Raw genomic sequence first — 19188 nt, 5'->3', positions numbered from 1 at the left:
ATGTGTGGCATCGCAGGTACGTACCGATGGCCGGACGGGAAGGCCGTGACCGACCGGCTCACCGATACCCTCGCCCACCGCGGGCCGGACGGGGCGGGCCGGTACAGCCACGCCACCGGTGACGGCGAAGTGCACCTGGGGCACCGCCGGCTGGCCATCATCGACCTGTCCGAGACCGGCGCCCAGCCGATGGTCTCGGACGGCCTCGCCCTCACGTACAACGGCGAGCTGTACAACGCGCCCGAGCTGCGTGCCGAGCTGGCAGCGGCCGGGGTGCGCTTCCGCGGTACCTCCGACACCGAGGTGCTGCTCGAGGCATGGCGGCGGTGGGGCACCGACTGCCTGCCGCGGCTGCGCGGCATGTTCGCGTTCGGGATCTTCGACGAGCGCACCGGTGAACTGGTGCTCGCCCGCGACCAGCTCGGCATCAAGCCGCTGTTCCTGCTCCGGCGCGGCGGGGGTGTGGTGTTCGCCTCCGAGCTCAAGGCGCTCGCCACCGCCACCGGCGGGTCCCTGGAGGTGGACCATGCGGCGCTGGTTGCCTCGCTGCTGTACTACTGGGTGCCGGACTCGCGCTGCGCGTTCCGCGAAGCGGAGAAGCTGCCGCCGGGGAGCTGGCTCAGGTGCCGGCCCGACGGCCAGGTGGACCGCGGCCGGTACTGGCACCTGAAGGACGTCGCCGCCGAGGGCCGCGAGCGGGCCCGCAGCGGCGAGCTGCCGGACCTGGCCGCCATCGTCGAGGAGTCGACCCGGCAGCACCTGCTGTCCGACGTACCCGTGGCGACCTTCCTCTCCGGCGGTCTCGACTCCAGCTATCTGACCGCGCTCGCGGCCCGCGACCGGCCCGGGATCTCCGCGTACACGATCGGGTTCCGTGCCGAGGACGCCAAGTTCGAGGCGATGCCGGACGACCTGCGCTATGCCCGGCAGGTGGCCGAGCAGTTCGGCGTCGACCTGCACGAGATCGAGATCGCTCCGAATGTGCTCGACCTGCTCCCCCAGATGACGTACCACCTGGATGAGCCGATCGGTGACCCCGCCGCGATCAACACCTACCTGATCTGCTCGGCCGCCCGGGAGGCCGGGGTCAAGGTGATGCTCTCGGGGATGGGTGCCGACGAGCTGTTCGCCGGGTACCGCAAGCACTTGGCCAACCTGCTCGCGCTGCGCTACCAGCGCGTCCCGCGCCCCCTGCGGCGCGGGGTGTCCGCGGCCGTGGACCGGCTGCCGGTCGCCTCGGCCCGCCGGGGGTACCGGTCGGTGCGCTTCGCGAAGCGATTCCTGTCCTTCGCCGATCTGCCGGAGGAGACCGCGTTCCGGCGCAGCTACACGATGTACGACCAGGACGAGCTGCTCGCCCTGGTCAATCCGGACCTGGCCGGGACGGTCGACGACGTGCTGACCGAGCATGCGGACATCTACGAGGACAACGAACTCGACGACTTCGTCAACCGCATGTGCCTCGGCGATGCCCGGATGTTCCTGCCGGGCCTGAACCTCGCTTACACGGACCGGTCGAGCATGGCCGCGTCGACCGAGGTGCGGGTTCCGTACGTGGACGTCGAGGTGGTCAAGGCGGCGTTCGCCGTGCCCGGCGATCGCAAGATCGTCGGACGGCAGGGCAAGGCCGTCCTCAAGGAGGCGGCCACCTCGGTCCTGCCCAAGGAGATCGTGTACCGGCCCAAGGGGCTGTTCAGCGCTCCGCTGCGCGCCTGGATGAGCCGGGATCTGGCACCGCTGGTGCGCGAGGTGGTGAACGACGGGGTCCTCGTCAACTCCGGGTTCCTGCGCCGGGACGCGCTGGCACGGATGGTCGCCGAGGACGCCGCGGGTCAGCGGGACTTCTCCAAGCATCTGTGGCACGTGCTGACCCTTGAGTACTGGTATCGCAACGCGACCTCTGGCTCCGGCCAGAGACAAGCGGCTTGACGGCTTTGAACGTAGAAACAAGAGGAGCTCGGGTGAAACAGGTCGTTCAGAACTACAAGAGTGGCGAACTGACGCTGCTCGACGTGCCCGTGCCGGGGTGCAAGGCGGACGGCGTGCTGGTGCGCAGCGCCTTCTCGCTGATCTCCACCGGAACCGAGCTCATGAAGGTGTCCGAGGCCGGCATGTCGATGGTGGGCAAGGCCCGCTCCCGGCCGGACCAGGTGGCCAAGGTCATGCAGAGCGTGGCCACCAACGGGGTGCCCGCCACGTACCGCAAGGTGATGGGAAAGCTGGACTCCTACACGCCGCTGGGGTACTCGCTGTGCGGCGTGGTCGAGCAGGTCGGCAGCGGGATCGACGACGTGTCGGTGGGTGACCTCGTGGCCTGCGCGGGCAATGAGCACGCGCTGCACGCCGAGCTGAACTGGGTGCCGAAGAACCTCTACACCCCGGTGCCGGACGGCCTGGCGCCCCGCCACGCGGCCTTCGGCACCGTCGGTTCGATCGCGATGCAGGGCGTCCGTCAGGGCGAGCCGCAGCTCGGCGAGGTGGCCCTGGTCATCGGCCTCGGTCTGATCGGGCAGCTGGTGGTCCAGCTCCTCGTCGCCGCGGGGGTCCGCGTCGTCGGGGTCGACCCCGACCCGACGCGCTGCGAGCTCGCCGAGCGTCTGGGCGCGGCGGCCTGCGGCGATCCCTCGTCCGCGGCCGTGGAAGCGGCCGTCGCCGAACTCACCGCCGGGCACGGCGTGGACCAGGTGTACCTGGCCGCCGGCGGCGGCAGCAACGAGCCCGTCGAGCTGGCCGCCCGGCTCTGCCGGGACCGCGGCCGGGTCGTCGACATCGGCAAGTGCCGCCTGGACCTGCCGTGGAACGCGTACTACGAGAAGGAGCTCGACGTACGGTTCTCCCGCTCGTACGGCCCCGGGCGCTATGACCCTTCGTACGAGCTGGAAGGGCGCGACTACCCGATCGGCTACGTGCGCTGGACCGAGCGCCGCAACCTGGCGTGCTTCCTCGATCTCGCCGCGCGCGGCAGCGTCGACGTGGAGCCGCTGATCTCGCACATAGCCGACTTCGACGACGCCGTCGAGACATACCAGCGCCTGAAGGACGGCGACCTGAAGGCCGTGGCCGTGCTGTTCCGCTACCCCGGCTCCGTTGAGAGCCCAGCGGAAGCGGTCGCCCCGGCGGTGACCGTGCCCGAGGTGAAGCGACGCAGCGGCGCGGCGGCCACCCCGGCCCGGGCCACCAGGACGCCGGTGCGTCTCGCGTTCGTCGGCGCGGGGAACTACGCGACGTCGATGCTGCTGCCGCACCTGGCGAACCGCGAGGGCGTCGCCCTGTCGACGGTGGTCACCACGACGGCACTCTCCGCGGCCAACGCGCAGCGTAAGTTCGGCTTCGCCCAGGCGACCACCGACCTGGACGCCGTGCTCGGCGACAAGTCCATCGACGCGGTGTTCGTGGTCACCCGGCACAGCTCGCACGCCGAACTGACCCGCCAGGCACTCCTTGCGGGCAAGACCGTGTTCGTGGAGAAGCCCCTGGCCCTCACCGAGGACGAGCTGGCCGGCGTGCTCGCGGCGGTGGAGGAGTCCGGCAACGACCGGCTGCAGGTGGGCTTCAACCGCCGGTTCTCGCCGCTGCTGCAGGAGGCCAAGAAGCGGTTCGGCACCCGGACCGGCCCGGCGAGCCTCCGCTACCTGGTGAACGCGGGCCAGCTCGGGCACGGCAGCTGGTACCTCCAACAGGGCACCGAGGGCTCGCGGTTCGCCGGGGAGGGCGGACACTTCATCGACACGGCGAGCTGGCTGCTCGGGGCCGACCCGGTGTCGGTGTACTCGATCGGCACGTCCGGCAACGAGGACCTGCAGATCGTGCTGCGCTACCCGGACGGGTCCACCGCCACGATCAGCTACGTCACCTCCGGTCCCGCGGCCTTCCCCAAAGAGACGCTGGACATGGTCGCGGACGGACACGCACTGCGGCTCGACGACTTCGTCCGTGCCTCGGTCTACGGCCGTAAGCGCTGGGTGAGTTCGCGGCTGCCCAAGGCCAGGGACAAGGGCCAGTCCGCCGAACTGGCCGCGTTCATCAAGGCCGTGCGGACCGGGGGGCCGATGCCGGTGCCGCTGGAGTCGCTCGTCGCCACCACGGCGGCCACCCTCGCCGTGCAGACCGGCCTGGCCGGCGGAGCGCCGGTGACGTTGGCGAGGACACGATGACCGTGAAGTCAGGTAGTCCGGGCTGGTACCTGCGGCGGCTGTCCCGGATGGGACCGCGGGAGGTCGGCGGCCGGGTGGGCGACACGGTGCGCAGGCGGCGGTGGCGGTCGGCGCGGCCGCACTGCCCGAGCGTGACCGGCGCCCGGTTCACCGCGGTGCTGCCCGCCGGGACGCTCGCCGAAGTCCCGCCGGACGCGGCGAAACGTCTCATCGCCGAGGCGGATCGCCTGATGGCCGGGCACGCCGAGTACTTCGGCGTGGAGCGCGACGACCTGGTCGACCCGGACTGGTGGAGCGACCCGAAGACCGGGCGCCGCGCTCCGTGGGGCTACGCCTTCGACGTGCCCTACCGCAACGAGGACGCGGTCGGGGACATCAAGCAGATCTGGGAGCTGTCCCGGCACCAGTACCTCACCGTGCTGGCCGCCGCGTACGCGCTCACCGGGAACGAGCGGTACGCCGAGCGCGTGGCCGAGCACCTGCGCTCGTGGTGGTCGGCCAATCCTCCGCTGCGCGGTGTGCACTGGATCAGCGGCATCGAGCTGGGGATCCGGCTGCTTTCCTGGGTGTGGGTCCGGCGGCTGCTCGACGGCTGGTCGGGCGTGGCCGGGCTGTTCGAGGAGAACCCGGTGGCGCTGAACCAGATCTGGCACCACCAGCGCTGGCTGGCCGCTTTCCCCAGCCGGGGATCTTCGGCGAACAACCACGTCATCGCCGAGGCCGCCGGTCAGCTCGCCGCAGCCTGCGCGTTCGGTTGGTTTCCCTCGTCGGCACGCTGGCGTGCGGGCGCGCTGCGGTCGCTGGAGCGGCACCTGCGCGGCAACACCTTCGACTCCGGCCTCAACCGCGAGCTGGCCACCGAGTATCACGGGCTCGTCCTTGAGCTGGGCCTGGCCGCGGTGGCCGAGGCGGACGCCGCCGACGTGCCGGTCCCCGCGTCGATCCGGCTCGTGCTGCTGCGGATGACCGACGCGCTCGCGGCCATCGTGGACAGCCGGTTGCGGCCTCCCCGCCAGGGGGACGCCGACGACGGGCACGGTCTGATCGTGGACGGGGCGGGCACCGACCGCTGGGCCTCGCTGCTCGCCACCGGAGACGCCGTGTTCGGCCGGCTCGACTGGTGGCCGACGGTGACCGGCTCCGATGTGCGCACGCCGCTTCTTGCCGCGCTCATCCGGCCGTACGCGAAGAAGGGAAGCGCACCGGCCGAGGCGCGCCCGGCAAGCCGGCCGGGGCACTTCGCCGACGCGGGCATGACCATACTGCGCGGTCCGGCAGGGATCTGGTGCCGCTGCGACGGTGGTCCGCACGGCTTCCTCTCCATCGCCGCGCACGCCCACGCGGACGCGCTCTCGGTGGAGGTCCGGCACGACGGGGTCGACGTGCTCGCCGACCCGGGGACCTTCTGCTACCACGGGCAGCCGGAGTGGCGGCAGTACTTCCGGTCGACCCTCGGCCACAACACCCTGCAACTGGACGGCGGCGACCAGTCCGTCTCCGGCGGCCCGTTCCTCTGGACCCGGCACGCCCGCACCCGCGTGCTGACCGCGGACCCGTCCGAAGAAGGCGTGTCCCGCTGGTGTGCCGAGCACGACGGCTACCAGGACTCCGTGCACCGCCGCCGGGTGGAGCTGACGGCCGCGAACCACGAGCTGAAGGTGGTCGACGAGATACGCGGGCCGCGCCGGGCCGTGCACCTCACCTTCCACCTCGGCCCGACGATCGCCGCGGACCTGGTGGGGAACTGGGCCGTGCTCACCTGGACCCGCGAGGGCGAGGACCGCTTCGCCGTGCTCGATCTGCCCGGGCAGCTGCGCTGGCGCGCGCACCGCGGCGAGAGTGACCCGCCGCTGGGCTGGTACTCCACCGGCTTCGGCCGCAAGGAACCCGCGACAACGCTGGTCGGCACCGGTTTCGCCGACGGCACCGAGGGGTTCACCACCGTACTCAGGTTCCGTGACTAGGGAGGGAGGAGGAGTGACGATGAAGTGGCGGCACTGGGCATGGCCTGCGGCACCGCTGGCGCTGGTCCTGCTGGCGGCGACCGGCTGTGAGGGCACGTCGGGCTCCCCGTCGGCCGAGCCGACCGCCCAGCCCTCCACGTCCGGTGCCCGCCCCGTGGCGCGGGTGTGCGCCAAGCCCGCGGCCGGACCGGCCAAGGCGCCGAAGGGCGCGGTGACGGTCGACCCGGCGAAGGTCGGTGATCTGACCGCGAAGACCAAGAGCAACCCCCCGAAGACCACGTTCTGGCTCCGGCCGGGCAAGCACAGGCTCGATCCTGACCGCTACTCCCAGGTCATCCCCAAGAAGGGGAACCGCTACCTCGGCGCGCCGGGCGCGGTGTTCGACGGCGGGAAGACCAACCAGTACGCGTTCGGGGGCAAGGCAGCCGACGTCACCATCCGCCACCTGACCGTGCAGCGTTTCGTGGCGCCGCCGGACGAGGGCGTGGTCAACCACGACTCGGCCGACGGGTGGCTGATCGAGCACGCGACGATCCAGAAGAACTCCGGTGCCGGGCTGATGGCCGGTGCCCGCCAGCGGGTCCGCGCCAGCTGCCTGCGCGACAACGGCCAGTACGGCATGAACGCGTACAAGGCCAAGGGCCGTATCACCGGCCTGGTGGTCGAGGGCAACGAGATCGTGGGCAACAACACCGGCGACTGGGAGCGGCGGCGCAAGGGCTGCGGCTGTACCGGAGCCATCAAGTTCTGGGCCGTGAACGGCGCCGACGTGCGCGGCAACTGGGTGCACGACAACCGCGGGACCGGCCTGTGGGCGGACACCAACAACAACGACTTCCGCATCGAGAACAATGTGCTCGAAGCCAACGACGGCGCCGCGCTGATCTACGAGACCAGCTACAACGCGGTCATCCGGAAGAACACGATCCGGCGGAACAACTGGGTCGAGGGCCGCAAGTACGCCGACCGCGACGACAACTTCCCGTACGCGACCGTCTACTTGTCCGAGTCCGGCGGCGAACCACGGGTCAAGGCCCGCACGGACAAGATCGAGGTCTCCGGGAACGTACTGGAGAACAACTGGTCCGGCATCACCCTGTGGGAGAACGCCGACCGGTTCTGCAACAGCCCGGCCAACACCTCCTCCGGCGACTGCACGCTGCTGGTACGGGACACCGATCGCTGCGCGAAGCCTGCGATCTCCAAAGCACCGCTCTACGCCGACTGCCGGTGGAAGACCCAGCGGGTGGACATCCACGGCAACCGCTTCGTCCTCGACAAGTCCGTCGTCGAGTGCACGGTGATGTGCGACCGGATGGCGGTGCTCGCCAACTACGGCACCTATCCGGACTGGTCGCCCTACCAGGGCGAGCGGGTGGCCGAGGCGATCACCCGCAAGCAGCACAACCGCTGGCACGACAACGTCTACGTCGGGCCCTGGAAGTTCGTGGCCCACGACCCGAGCCGGGTTCTGGACTCGGGGCAGTGGCAGGGGCCGTCGTACCGCCAGGACAAGGGCAGCACCTTCCGCGCGCGGGAGGGGGATTGAGATGGGCGGGGAACACACGCCGAAGCTCGTCGGGGCGGCCTGGGGGCTGCTGATCCTCAACACCCTCGGCTCCGCCGGGGCGGTGACCATCGTGCCGCTCCCCCGCTCGCTCATCCAGATGGTCACCATGGGTGCGCTGGTCGCGGCGTTCGCGCTGGCGCTGGCGGTCAATCTCCGGCTGAGCATCCGGCCCAGCGCCTTCGTGCTCCTGCTCACCCTGCTGGTCGTGCCGAGCGTGATCTCCAGCGTGAACCTGGAGTCCGGGTTCGGCGCGCTGTTCCGCTGCGGCAGGCTGGCCCTCTTCGTCGCCACGCTGTGGCTGCTCAGCCGCTGGTGGAACGGTGGCCTGGAGTTCGTCCGGACGCACATCCGGGTGTACTTCGCTGTCCTCGGGTCGGTGGCCGCAGGCCTGGTCATCTCGCCGGGCGCGGCCATGCCCGAGCTCTACGGCGGACGCCTGGTCGGCGCGCTGTGGCCGCTCACCCCGCCGCAGATCGGTCAGTACGCCGCGGTGATCATCGGGCTCACCGTGCTGCTCGTCCTGGGCCGCCGGATCGACAGGGCCAGCGCTGTGGTGGTCATCGTGCCGTCACTCATCCTGCTCGCGCTGACCCATACGCGGACGGCCACGCTCGGCCTGTTCCTCGGGCTGACGCTGGCGGTCGGCTCTCTCCTGCTCACCAGCGCCGCCGCCCGCCGGTTCTTCACCTGGGCGGTGGTGTGCGCCGTGGTGGCCGGGGTGGGATTCGCCTCCGCGCTGCAGGTGTGGTTCCTGCGCGGACAGAGCCAGGAGGGCCTGTCCAGCCTGACCGGTCGGGCCAAGGTCTGGGACGCCCTGCTTGCGGCGCCCCGGTCGGCCTCGGAGCAGTTGTTCGGCATGGGGCTTGGCGACAAATCGTTCGGCGGGCTGCCGATCGACAACAGCTGGCTTGCCGTTTACCACGAACAGGGCTGGATCGGCGTCACGTTGGTGGCAGCGATCTTCATCGTGCTCGGCGGCGTCGCGTTGCTGCGGCCGCCGTCGCTGGCGAGGGCCTGTGCGATCTTCCTGATCAGTTACTGCGCGATCGCGTCGTACACCGAGGCCGGTCTCGGCGACGCCTCGCCGTATTTGCTGCATCTGGGCCTGGCCGCCTCGCTGCTCGCGGCGCCCGCCGCGGCCGCTCCCCTCTCGACACCCGCAGTTCCACGACGACGCGTCCCGCGATGGGCCCAGAGAGCGGAGGTGAGCTGAGCATGCACGTTCTCGTGGTGCACAACCGCTACGGCTCGGCGCAGCCGAGCGGGGAGAACAAGGTCGTCGACCAGGAGGTGGCGGTGCTGCGCGCGGCCGGCCACCGGGTCGAGGTGTTCGAGCGGCGCAGCGACGACATCGCCGCCCGGTCCCTGCCGAGCAAGGCCGCGCTGCCGCTTCTCGTGCCGTGGAACCCCGCGGTGCGCGCGGAGTTGGCGGCCAGGCTTCGGAGGGAGCGGCCGGACGTGGTGCACGTCCACAACGTCTTCCCGCTCCTGTCACCCGCGGTGCTCGCGGCCTGCGCCGACGCCGGCGTGCCCGCGGTCGCCACGCTGCACAACTACACCCAGATCTGCCCGCCCGGCACCCTGCAGCGGGACGGCCGGCCGTGCACCGAGTGCGTCGGGTCCACGCCGCTGCCCGCCGTCCGGCACGGCTGCTACCGCAACTCCCGCCTTGCCACAGTGCCGCTCGCGGTCAGCCTGTCGGTCAACCGGCGGCGCTGGTGGTCCGGTGTGGAGCGGTTCTTCTGCATCTCCGCGGCACAGCGCGACGTCCTGGTGCGGGCCGGCATGCCGGGCGAGCGCCTCGCGGTGAAGCACAACTTCGTGCCCGACCCGGACGCCCGCCGGTCGGGCACGGGCCAACACGTGCTCTATCTCGGACGGCTCGCCGAGGCCAAGGGCGTACGGCTGCTCATGACCGCGTGGGACGAGATCGCCGCGGACGGCGGTGTGGGCGTGCCGCTCGTCATCGCCGGCACCGGGCCGCTGGAGCAAGAGGTGCGCGGCTGGGCGGCGGGCCGGGACGACGTGCGCTACGTCGGCCTGTACGACACGGCGGAGTGCCAGAAGGCCATCGCACAGTCGGTGGCCGTGGTGGCTCCTTCGACGTGGCTCGAGGCGTTCGGCCTGGTGGTCGTGGAGGCGATGGCGGCCGGGGTCCCGACCGTCGCCGCCGGTCACGGCGCCTTCGTCGAACTCGTCGACGAAGGGGTGACGGGGCTGCTGCACGAGCCGGGCGAGGCCGCCTCGCTCGCGTCCTGCATACGCCGGATCGCGGCCGAACCGGCCCGCAACCGGGAGATGGGCCAGGCGGCCAGGCGACGTTACGAGCAGGGCTTCAGCCCGGCCGTCGGCCTTGAGCGCCTGGTGGAGGGGTACCGCACCGCGATCGCGGGTCGGTCAGGCGGCGGGGACAGCCCGCCGCCGTCAGGAAATGGAAACGCTGGCTCGCGATGGGGCATCCGCGCGAGCAGGGATGGGGGCAGTAAATGACACGATGCCGACTCTGCGGCTCGGTGGCGCTTGCGAGCGTCGTCGATCTGGGGGCGACCCCGCCGTGCGAGAGCTTTCTCGCCGCGGATCAACTGGACAAGCCGGAACCGGCTTACCCGCTGCACCTGCAGGTCTGCACCGACTGCTGGCTCGCGCAGATTCCGCCGCTGATCACGCCGGAGGAGACGTTCAGCGAGTACGCGTACTTCTCCTCCTTCTCCACCTCCTGGGTGGAGCACGCGCGTACGTTCGTCGCCGACGCCGTACAAAAGGTGGATCTGGGCCCCGACGCCTTCGTGGTCGAGGTCGCGAGCAACGACGGGTACCTGCTCAAGCACGTGGTGGACCGGGGGATCCGCTGCCTCGGCATCGAGCCGTCGGTGAACGTCGGCGCGACGGCGCGGGACGCGGGGGTGCCCACACTCACGGAGTTCCTGAGCCCGGACACCGGATCGGCGGTCCGCGCCGAACACGGCCCGGCGGACCTGGTCGTGGCCAACAACGTGTACGCGCACATCCCCGACGTGGTCGGGTTCACGCAGGGGCTGCGCGCCCTGGTCGCCGACGACGGCTGGGTCTCCATCGAGGTGCAGCACCTGCTGACCCTGATCGAGGACAACCAGTACGACACGATCTACCACGAGCACTTCCAGTACTACACGGTCGCGTCCGCGATCCGGGCGCTCGCCAGCGGTGGACTCACGCTCGTGGACGTCGAGTTGCTGCCCACGCACGGCGGCTCCATCAGGTTGTGGGCCCGGCCCGCCGAGGCGGCGGGAGAACCTTCGCAGCGGGTGGCCGAGGTCCTCGACCGGGAGAAGGCCGCCGGGCTGCAGGAGCTGTCCGGGTACACCGAGTTCTCCGCGCGGGTGGCCAAGGTGCGCCGGGACCTCCTCAAGTTCCTCATCGAGGCGGCCGAGCGCGGCCAGACGGTCGTCGGCTACGGCGCCCCCGGCAAGGGCAACACCCTGCTCAACCACTGCGGTATCCGGCCCGACCTGCTCGCGTACACGGTCGACCGCAACCCCTACAAGCACGGCAGGTTCACCCCGGGCACCCGGATCCCGATCCTGGCGCCCGAGCGGATAGCCGCCGACCAGCCGGACTACGTGCTCATCCTGCCGTGGAACCTGCGGGCCGAGCTCGTCGAGCAGCTGTCCTTCGTGCACGAATGGGGCGGCCGCCTTGTCTTTCCCATCCCGGAACTGAGCATTGTCGAGGGCACATCATGAAGGTCGTACTGTTCTGCGGTGGTTACGGGATGCGCATGCGCAGCGGCGCTGCCGACGACGTGCCCAAGCCGATGGCCATGGTCGGCCCCCGGCCGCTGATCTGGCATGTCATGCGCTACTACGCGCACTTCGGGCACACGGAGTTCATCCTGTGCCTCGGATACGGGGCTCACCACATCAAGAACTTCTTCCTCAACTACGAGGAGACGACGTCCAACGACTTCGTGCTGCGTGGCGGGCGGCCCGAGTTACTGTCCACCGACATCTCGGACTGGACGATCACGTTCGCGCAGACCGGCATCGAGTCCCCCATCGGGGAGCGGCTGCGCCGGGTACGCCACCACCTGGACGGCGACGAGATGTTCCTCGCCAACTACGCGGACGTACTGACCGATGCACCGCTGCCGGAGATGATCGAGAAGTTCGCCGGGCGCGACGCCGGTGCGTCGATGATGGTGGTGCCGCCGCAGTCCTCGTTCCACTGCGTGGAGCTGGGCGAGGACGGTCTGGTCGGCGGCATCACCCCGGTGAGCGAACTGCCCATGTGGGAGAACGGCGGCTACTTCGTGCTCCGCCAGGAGGTCTTCGACCACATACCGGAGAACGGGGACCTGGTCGCCGACGGTTGCGCCCAACTGGCCAAGCAGGGCCGCCTCGTGGCGCACCAGCACCGCGGTTTCTGGAAGCCGACGGACACCGTGAAGGAGCGGGCCGCGCTGGACGAGGCCCATGCCCGGGGTGACCGCCCGTGGGCCGTGTGGGAGCGGGACAGTGCCGGGGTGAGCGCGTGATCCGGCTCGGGGCCGGGCGCCTGGAGCGGGTCGTCGCGGTGGGCGCGCACTGCGACGACATCGCCATCGGCGCCGGCGGCACACTCCTCACGCTGTGCCTCGCGCACCCGGGTATCCGCGTCGACGCGCTGGTGCTCTCCGGCGGTGGCAGCGAGCGCGAGCAGGAGGAGCGGGCCGCGCTCGCCGCTTTCTGCCCGGGCGCCGACCTGCGCCTCACCGTGCTCAAGCTGCCGGACGGCCGAATGCCCGTGCACTGGGACGAGGCCAAGGCCGCGGTCGAGGAACTGCGCCAGGAGACCGAGCCGGATCTGATCCTGGCCCCGCGCGTCGATGACGCGCACCAGGATCACCGCGGCCTGGCCCAGCTGATACCCACCGCGTTCCGCGACCACCTCGTGCTCGGCTACGAGATCGTCAAGTGGGACGGCGATCTCGGCCGTATGGGGGCGTACCAGCCCCTGACCCCGGAGATCGCCGAACAGAAGGTGGGGCTGCTGCACGAGCACTACTCCTCGCAGCGGCACCGCCCCTGGTACGACCGGGAGGCCTTCCTCGGCCTCGCCCGGATCCGCGGAATCGAATGCCACGCGCGCTACGCCGAGGCGTTCGCCGTCACCAAACTCACTCTCGACCTGGGGGAATGAACCTTGCGCGTACTGCTCACCGGACACCAGGGATACCTGGGCACCGTCATGGCCCCGGTACTCACGGCCGCCGGACACGAGGTCGTCGGCCTTGACGCAGGCCTTTTCGCCGACTGCGTCCTTGGTCCGCCGCCCGCTGACCCGTCAGGGCACCGGGTGGACCTGCGCGACATCACGGCCGAGCACGTGGCCGACGTGGACGCCGTGATCCACCTGGCCGCGCTGTCCAACGACCCGTTGGGATCGCTTGCGCCGGAGCTCACCTACGACATCAATCACCACGCCTCCGTGCAGCTCGCCCGGCTGGCCCGCGAGGCGGGAGTGCGGCGCTTCCTGTACGCGTCGACCTGCTCGGTCTATGGAGCCGCCGGGGGCGGCGACCTGGTGACCGAGGACGCCCCGCTGCGCCCTGTGACGCCGTACGCGGAGTCCAAGGTGCGGGTGGAGGACGACCTGCACGCGCTGGCCGACGGCGACTTCAGCCCGGTCTACATGCGCAACGCCACCGCCTTCGGCTACTCCCCCAGGCTGCGCGCCGACATCGTGCTGAACAACCTGGTGGGCCACGCACTCCTGTCCGGCGAGGTCCTCGTGCTCTCCGACGGCACCCCGTGGCGTCCGCTGGTGCACGCCGCCGACATCGCACGGGCCTTCACGGCCGCGCTGGACGCGCCGCGGGAAGCGGTGCACGACCGGGCGTTCAACATCGGCAGCGAGGTCAACAACGTCACGGTCGCCGAGATCGCCGAGCAGGTCGCCGCGGCGGTGTCCGGCTCGAAGGTGGTCATCACCGGCGAGAACGGTGCCGATCCACGCTCGTACCGGGTGGACTTCTCCCGGTTCCGCGCCGCGATCCCCGGCTTCGACTGCGAGTGGACCGTGAAGCAGGGCGCCCTCGAACTCGCCGACGCCTATCGGAAGTTCGGGCTGACCCGGGAGGACTTCGAGCAACGCTTCACCCGCCTCGCCGTGCTGCGCGCGGCGTCCGAGGCCGGCTCCGTCGACGACACGCTGCGGCGGCGCGGATGAGCACGGCCGGCGAAGAAATGCACACCCTGGTGGAGCGGTTGTACCCGCTGTGCCGGAGCATCACCGGCGACGGGGTGCGCGCCACCCTGGAGATCGTCGGCGAGTACATCCCGCTGCAGGTGCACGAGGTGCCGACCGGGACGCAAGTGCTCGACTGGACGGTGCCCCAGGAGTGGAACATCCGCGACGCGTACATCGCGGACATGGCAGGCAACCGGGTCGTCGACTTCGCCGAGTCCAGCCTGCACGTGCTCGGCTACAGCGTGCCGGTGTCGGCGACCATGCCCCTCTCCGAGCTGCGTGAGCACCTGCACACCTTGCCGGACCATCCGAGCTGGGTGCCGTACCGCACCAGCTACTACAAGCCGGAGTGGGGATTCTGCCTGGCCCAGGAGACCCTGGACGCGATGCCGGACGGTGAGTACGAGGTCCGCATCGACTCGACCATCGCCGACGGTCACCTCACCTACGCCGAGCACGTGGTCCCCGGGCAGGTCCCGGACGAGGTGATCGTCTCCTGCCACGTCTGCCACCCGTCTCTGGCCAACGACAACCTGGCCGGCATCGCGGTGGCGACGTTCCTGGCGCGGGCGCTCGCGGAGCAGACGCCTTACTACACCTACCGGTTCATCTTCGCGCCCGGCACCGTCGGGGCGATCACTTGGCTGGCGCGCAACGCGGAGCGGGTGGAGCGGGTCAAGCACGGCCTTGTGCTGGCCTGCGCCGGTGACTCGGGCCAGTTGACGTACAAGCAGAGCAGGCGCGGCGACGCGGAGATCGACCGGGTGATGCGGCACGTGCTCACCGCGTCCGAACGCCCGCACCACGTCAACGAGTTCACGCCGTACGGCTACGACGAGCGGCAGTACTGCTCCCCCGGGTTCGATCTCGGCGTGGGCTCGCTCAGCCGGACGCCGTACGCGGGCTACCCCGAGTACCACACCTCGGCGGACAACCCGGACTTCGTCTCCCCGGAGGCGATGGCGGACACCCTCGCCGTCTGCCGCGAGGCATTCGCCGTGCTCGACCGCAATCGGAGGTACATCAACCTCAGCCCTTACGGCGAACCCCAGCTGGGCAGGCGTGGGTTGTACGACGCGCTCGGCGGTCGCAGCGACACGAAGCAGGCCCAGATGGCCATGCTCTGGGTGCTCAGCCTCTCCGACGGCGAGCACGGTCTTCTTGACGTGGCCGAGCGCTCCGGGCTGCCGTTCGACACCGTCGCCGCCGCGGCCGACGCCCTGCACGCCGCCGCGCTGATCAAGGAATGACGCCGATGACCACCGAGGAGGACAAGACGACGACACCGGCAGGACCCGCCCGCCGGGCCATCGTCGGCCGGCTGTCCTGGGGGCTCGCCGACCAGGCGGCCTCGAGCTTGTCCAACTTCGTGGTGGGCATCTACGTGGCCCGCTCGCTGGGGCTGACCGCGTTCGGCGTGTTCAGCCTGGCCTGGGTGACGTACGGCGTGGTGCTCAGCGTCTCCCGCGGCCTTGCCACCGACCCGCTCGTGGTGCGCTTCAGCGGGGTGCCGGACGACTCCTGGCGCGGTGCGGTGGCCCGGTCCTCGGGCACCGCGCTCGGTGTCGGTACCGCCATCGGCGCGGCGTGTCTGGTGATCGGCCTCGCCCTCGGCGGGAGTGTCGGGCCCGCGTTCGCCTGCCTCGGCGTCATGCTGCCGGGGCTGCTGTTGCAGGACGCCTGGCGGTACGCGTTCTTCGCCGCGGGCGCCGGGCGCAAGGCGTTCGTCAACGACGTCGTGTGGGGCGTCGCGCTCGTCCCCGCCATGGTGGTCGCGGCCCGCGTGGGCAGCGTGTCCGCTTTCGTGCTCGCCTGGGGCGCGTCCGCCGCGGTGGCCGCGGTGTACGGCTGCTTCCAGTCCGGGATCCGGCCGCGGTTGACCGGGGGACGCGAGTGGCTTCGTGTGCACCGCGATCTCAGCTACCGGTACCTGGTCGAGAACGTCGGTGTCAGCGGCGCGAGCCAACTGCGGGCGTACGGGCTCGGCGCGATCGTCGGGGTCAGCGCGGTGGGTGTGGTCCGCGGCGCCGAGCTCCTGCTCGGCCCGTTCATGGCCGTACTGATGGGCCTCTCGCTGGTCACCGTCGCGGAGGCGGCACGCGTGCTGCGGCAGGCCCCGCACCGCCTCGGCGTCTTCTGTCTCCTGCTCGGCGGCGTACAGGCCGTCGCCGCGCTGCTCTGGGGCGCGGCGCTGCTCCTGATGCCGGACCGGCTCGGCGAGTTCGTGCTCGGCGACGTCTGGGGCTCGGCGTCGGAGCTCATCGTGCCGGTCACGCTCGGTGTCGCGGGCGCCGGCCTCGGCACCGGCGCGGCTGCCGGTCTCCGCGCGCTCGCCGCGGCCCGGCGCAGCCTGCGCAGCCAGTTGTTCGCCTCCGCCTGCTACGTCGCCGGCGGGCTCGGCGGGGCGGCCCTGGCCGGCACGGTCGGCTCGGCCTGGGGCGTCGCCGCCGCGACCGTCTGCGGCTCGGCCGTGTGGTGGCTGCAGTTGCGGGCCGCCCTGCGCGAGCGCCACCACAACTCCATTCCCGAAGTGAGGACTTCATGACCGCGCAACCCAGGCTGAGCATCGGCCTGCCCGTGTACAACGGCGAGGAGTATCTCGCCGAGTCGCTCGACGCCCTGCTCGGCCAGACCTACGAGGACTTCGAGCTGGTCATCTCCGACAACGCCTCGACCGACGGAACCCAGGACATCTGCCGCAAGTACGCCGCGCAGGACTCACGCATCCGCTACATCCGCCTCCTGCGCAACATCGGCGCCGCGCCGAACCACAACTACGTGTTCACCCGGTGCCAGGGCGAGCTGTTCAAGTGGGCCTCGCACGACGACCTCTACGCCCGGGACCTGCTGCTGCGCTGCGTGGAGGCGCTGGACGAGCGGCCGGACGTGGTCCTCGCGCACTCCGGCCAGGCGGTCATCGACGGCGAGGGGCAGGTGAAGGTCCCCTACGAGTACGGGATCGCCACCGACTCGCCGCACGCGCCGGAGCGGTTCCGCAGTTTCCTGTTCGAGCCCGGGGGCGACGACTTCTACGGGGTGATGCGGGCCGACATGCTGCGCCGGGTGAAGCCGCACGACAGCTACCACCACGCGGACCGCACGTTCGTCGCCGAGATCGTCCTGCACGGGCCCTTCCACCAGGTGCCCGAGCTCCTCTACTTCCGCCGCGACCACCCCACCCGCGCCGAGCGGGCCAACCCGAGCAAGCGCTCCCGGTGCGTCAACCTGGACCCGCGCCGGGCGGGCCCGCTGCACCCGACGCCCCGACTGCTCGCCGAGTACGTCTGGGGCTTCACCTCGGCGATCCGGCGGGCGCCGCTGTCCGCGGCCGACCGGCGCGCCTGCTATCGCCACCTGGCCGCGTGGATGACGAGCCGGGTCCGTCCCGGCGCGGGCGAGCGGGTCGAGGACCGCGCGCCGGCCGACCCGGGCGGCCTCACCGTCTCCGTCGACGACGTCGTCGCGGGCCGTGAAGGCCGTGGAGGTGGGCAGGCATGAGGTCCGCGGACGAACCCCCGGTGCGCGTGGGGGTGTTCGGCCTGCTCGGCTCCGGCAACCTCGGCAACGACGGATCGCTCGAGGCCGTGCTCGGCTACCTTCGCGCCGAGCACCCGGAGGCTGCCGTGGACGCGCTGTGCGGTGGCCCCGAAGTCGTCGCGAGCAGGTATCGGATCCCCGCGACGCGGCTGCACTGGTACCGCGGGGAGTACCGGACCGCGTCCCGTGCGGGCGCGATCGCGGCCAAGGGTCTGGGCAAACTCGTCGACGTCGTACGCACCGCCGCCTGGGTGCGCAGGCACGACGTGGTGATCGTGCCGGGCATGGGCGTCCTGGAGGCCACGCTGCCGCTGCGCCCGTGGGGCTTCCCGTACTCGCTGTTCCTGCTCTGCGCGAGCGGCCGTCTGGTCGGCACCCGGGTCGCGCTGGTCGGCGTCGGCGCGGACACGATCAGCGACCGGCCGACCCGGGCGCTGGTGCGCTGGGCGGCGCGGCTTGCCACGTACCGGTCGTACCGGGACGCCCTGTCCCGCGACGCGATGCGGGCGATGGGCGTGAACACCACGCGGGACGAGGTGTATCCGGACCTCGCCTTCGCCCTGCCGACGCAGCCGGCGAGCGCGCCCTCAGGTGCGCCGGGCCCGGTATGTGTCGGTGTCATGGCGTTCCACGGCGGCAACGACGACCGCGACCGGGCCGAGGAGATCTACCGGCGTTACCTCGACGGGACGACCCGTTTCGTCCGCGCGCTGGTGGAGGACGGCAGGCCGGTCCGGCTGGTCACCGGCGACGCGTGCGATGCGCCGGTGGTCACGGCGATCATCGACGCGGTGGACTCGCCGCTGGTCACCGCCTCCGACGCGGCCTCCCTCGCCGACCTGATGAAGGAGATGGCGGCTGCCGACTCCGTGGTGGCGACCCGCTATCACAACCTGATCTGCGCCCTGAAGGTCGGCACACCGACGCTCGCGCTCAGCTACGCGGCGAAGAGCGACGCGCTCATGACCGAGATGGGCCTTGCCGCGTACCGCCACCCGGCCCGCGAGGTCGACGCCGACCGGCTGCTCGAACAGTTCCGTGAGCTGGAGCAGCGGTCGGCGGAGCTGCGGCGGACGCTCGCCGAGCGGAACGCGGCCGCCGCCCGGCGTCTGGAGCACCAATTCACCGCCCTGACCGCGGCCTTGTTCCCGACGGCCGACCGCACCTATGCCCACGCCCATGCAAAGCGGGAGACCCCATGAAAGCGACCGAAGTCCCGGCGATCGACGGCGCGTACCTCTTCGAGCCGACGCCGTACGCCGACGAGCGCGGCTTCTTCAGCCGCACCTTCGACGCCGACGTGGTCCGCTCGGTGGGCCTCGACCCGAACGCCTTCATCCAGGACAGCCTGTCCCGCTCGGTCCGGGGCGTGCTGCGCGGCCTGCACCTGCGCTCCGGTGCCGGGGAGGCCAAGCTCGTGCGGTGCTCGTACGGGAAGATCTTCGATGTCGTCGTGGACCTGCGGACGGACTCGCCGACCTACCGCAACCGGGCCTTCTTCGAACTGTCCGACGAGACGCAGGCGACCCTGTACATCCCGGCGGGGTGCGCGCACGGCTTCCAGGCCCTGACCGAGACCGCCGACACCTCGTACCGGATCGACCGCCCGCACGATCCGGCCGAGGACGTGACGATCGCCTTCGACGATCCGGAGCTCGCCATTCCGTGGCCGCTGCCGGTCACGTCGATGTCCCAGCGGGACCGGGAGGCCCCGAGCCTCGCCGAGGTCCTGAAGCACAAGGAGAGTTGAGGCCGG

The 19188-nt window shown here is 71.1% G+C and carries 15 protein-coding genes; all 15 read left to right on the top strand.

Annotated elements, in window-relative coordinates:
* Genes asnB through rfbC form a run of 15 tightly spaced genes read left to right on the top strand, consistent with a single transcriptional unit; the run spans position 1 to position 19182 of the window.
* A complete protein-coding gene (gene asnB / locus OG302_RS40475; RefSeq protein ID WP_371749741.1) occupies positions 1-1929 on the top strand; it encodes an asparagine synthase (glutamine-hydrolyzing) in 1929 nt (642 codons plus the stop codon).
* Positions 1930-1961: 32 nt separating this feature from the next.
* Positions 1962-4154 carry a bi-domain-containing oxidoreductase gene (locus OG302_RS40470; protein ID WP_371749740.1) on the top strand — a complete coding sequence of 731 codons (2193 nt, stop codon included), beginning with the start codon at positions 1962-1964 and terminating at the stop codon, positions 4152-4154.
* On the top strand, positions 4151-6118 hold the full coding sequence (locus OG302_RS40465) for an alginate lyase family protein (RefSeq protein ID WP_371749739.1): 1968 nt from the start codon (positions 4151-4153) through the stop codon (positions 6116-6118). Before OG302_RS40470 ends, OG302_RS40465 begins: the two co-directional genes overlap by 4 nt.
* A gap of 13 nt (positions 6119-6131) precedes the next feature.
* Positions 6132-7667: a right-handed parallel beta-helix repeat-containing protein gene (locus tag OG302_RS40460; protein WP_371749738.1), complete on the top strand. Its 1536-nt coding sequence runs from the start codon at positions 6132-6134 to the stop codon at positions 7665-7667.
* A 1-nt stretch (position 7668) separates the two neighbouring features.
* The gene (locus OG302_RS40455) at positions 7669-8901 is read left to right on the top strand and encodes an O-antigen ligase domain-containing protein (RefSeq protein WP_371749737.1); all 1233 of its coding nucleotides are present in this window, start codon (positions 7669-7671) and stop codon (positions 8899-8901) included.
* 2 nt (positions 8902-8903) lie between these two features.
* Complete coding sequence (locus tag OG302_RS40450) at positions 8904-10178, top strand: glycosyltransferase (RefSeq protein WP_371749736.1); 1275 nt, start codon at positions 8904-8906, stop codon at positions 10176-10178.
* Positions 10175-11410 (top strand): class I SAM-dependent methyltransferase, encoded by a 1236-nt coding sequence (locus tag OG302_RS40445; RefSeq protein ID WP_371749735.1) that lies wholly within the window; start codon positions 10175-10177, stop codon positions 11408-11410. The genes OG302_RS40450 and OG302_RS40445 overlap by 4 nt, the downstream gene beginning before the upstream one ends.
* Complete coding sequence (locus OG302_RS40440; protein ID WP_371749734.1) at positions 11407-12201, top strand: glucose-1-phosphate cytidylyltransferase; 795 nt, start codon at positions 11407-11409, stop codon at positions 12199-12201. The genes OG302_RS40445 and OG302_RS40440 overlap by 4 nt, the downstream gene beginning before the upstream one ends.
* On the top strand, positions 12198-12845 hold the full coding sequence (locus OG302_RS40435) for a PIG-L deacetylase family protein (RefSeq protein WP_371749733.1): 648 nt from the start codon (positions 12198-12200) through the stop codon (positions 12843-12845). Before OG302_RS40440 ends, OG302_RS40435 begins: the two co-directional genes overlap by 4 nt.
* Before the next feature lie 3 nt (positions 12846-12848).
* Positions 12849-13874: an NAD-dependent epimerase/dehydratase family protein gene (locus tag OG302_RS40430; protein WP_371749732.1), complete on the top strand. Its 1026-nt coding sequence runs from the start codon at positions 12849-12851 to the stop codon at positions 13872-13874.
* Complete coding sequence (locus tag OG302_RS40425; protein WP_371749731.1) at positions 13871-15145, top strand: DUF4910 domain-containing protein; 1275 nt, start codon at positions 13871-13873, stop codon at positions 15143-15145. Before OG302_RS40430 ends, OG302_RS40425 begins: the two co-directional genes overlap by 4 nt.
* A gap of 5 nt (positions 15146-15150) precedes the next feature.
* Complete coding sequence (locus OG302_RS40420) at positions 15151-16440, top strand: hypothetical protein (protein ID WP_371749730.1); 1290 nt, start codon at positions 15151-15153, stop codon at positions 16438-16440.
* Positions 16437-17393, top strand: coding sequence for a glycosyltransferase family 2 protein (locus tag OG302_RS40415; protein ID WP_371749729.1), 957 nt, complete (start codon positions 16437-16439; stop codon positions 17391-17393). The genes OG302_RS40420 and OG302_RS40415 overlap by 4 nt, the downstream gene beginning before the upstream one ends.
* Positions 17390-18634, top strand: coding sequence for a polysaccharide pyruvyl transferase family protein (locus OG302_RS40410; protein ID WP_371749728.1), 1245 nt, complete (start codon positions 17390-17392; stop codon positions 18632-18634). Before OG302_RS40415 ends, OG302_RS40410 begins: the two co-directional genes overlap by 4 nt.
* Positions 18631-19182, top strand: a complete 552-nt coding sequence (rfbC, locus tag OG302_RS40405; protein WP_371749727.1) for a dTDP-4-dehydrorhamnose 3,5-epimerase — start codon at positions 18631-18633, stop codon at positions 19180-19182. Before OG302_RS40410 ends, rfbC begins: the two co-directional genes overlap by 4 nt.
* Positions 19183-19188: the final 6 nt, after the last annotated feature.

Source organism: Streptomyces sp. NBC_01283, assembly GCF_041435335.1.
GTDB lineage: Bacteria > Actinomycetota > Actinomycetes > Streptomycetales > Streptomycetaceae > Streptomyces.
This window is presented reverse-complemented; position numbering and strand designations above follow the sequence as displayed.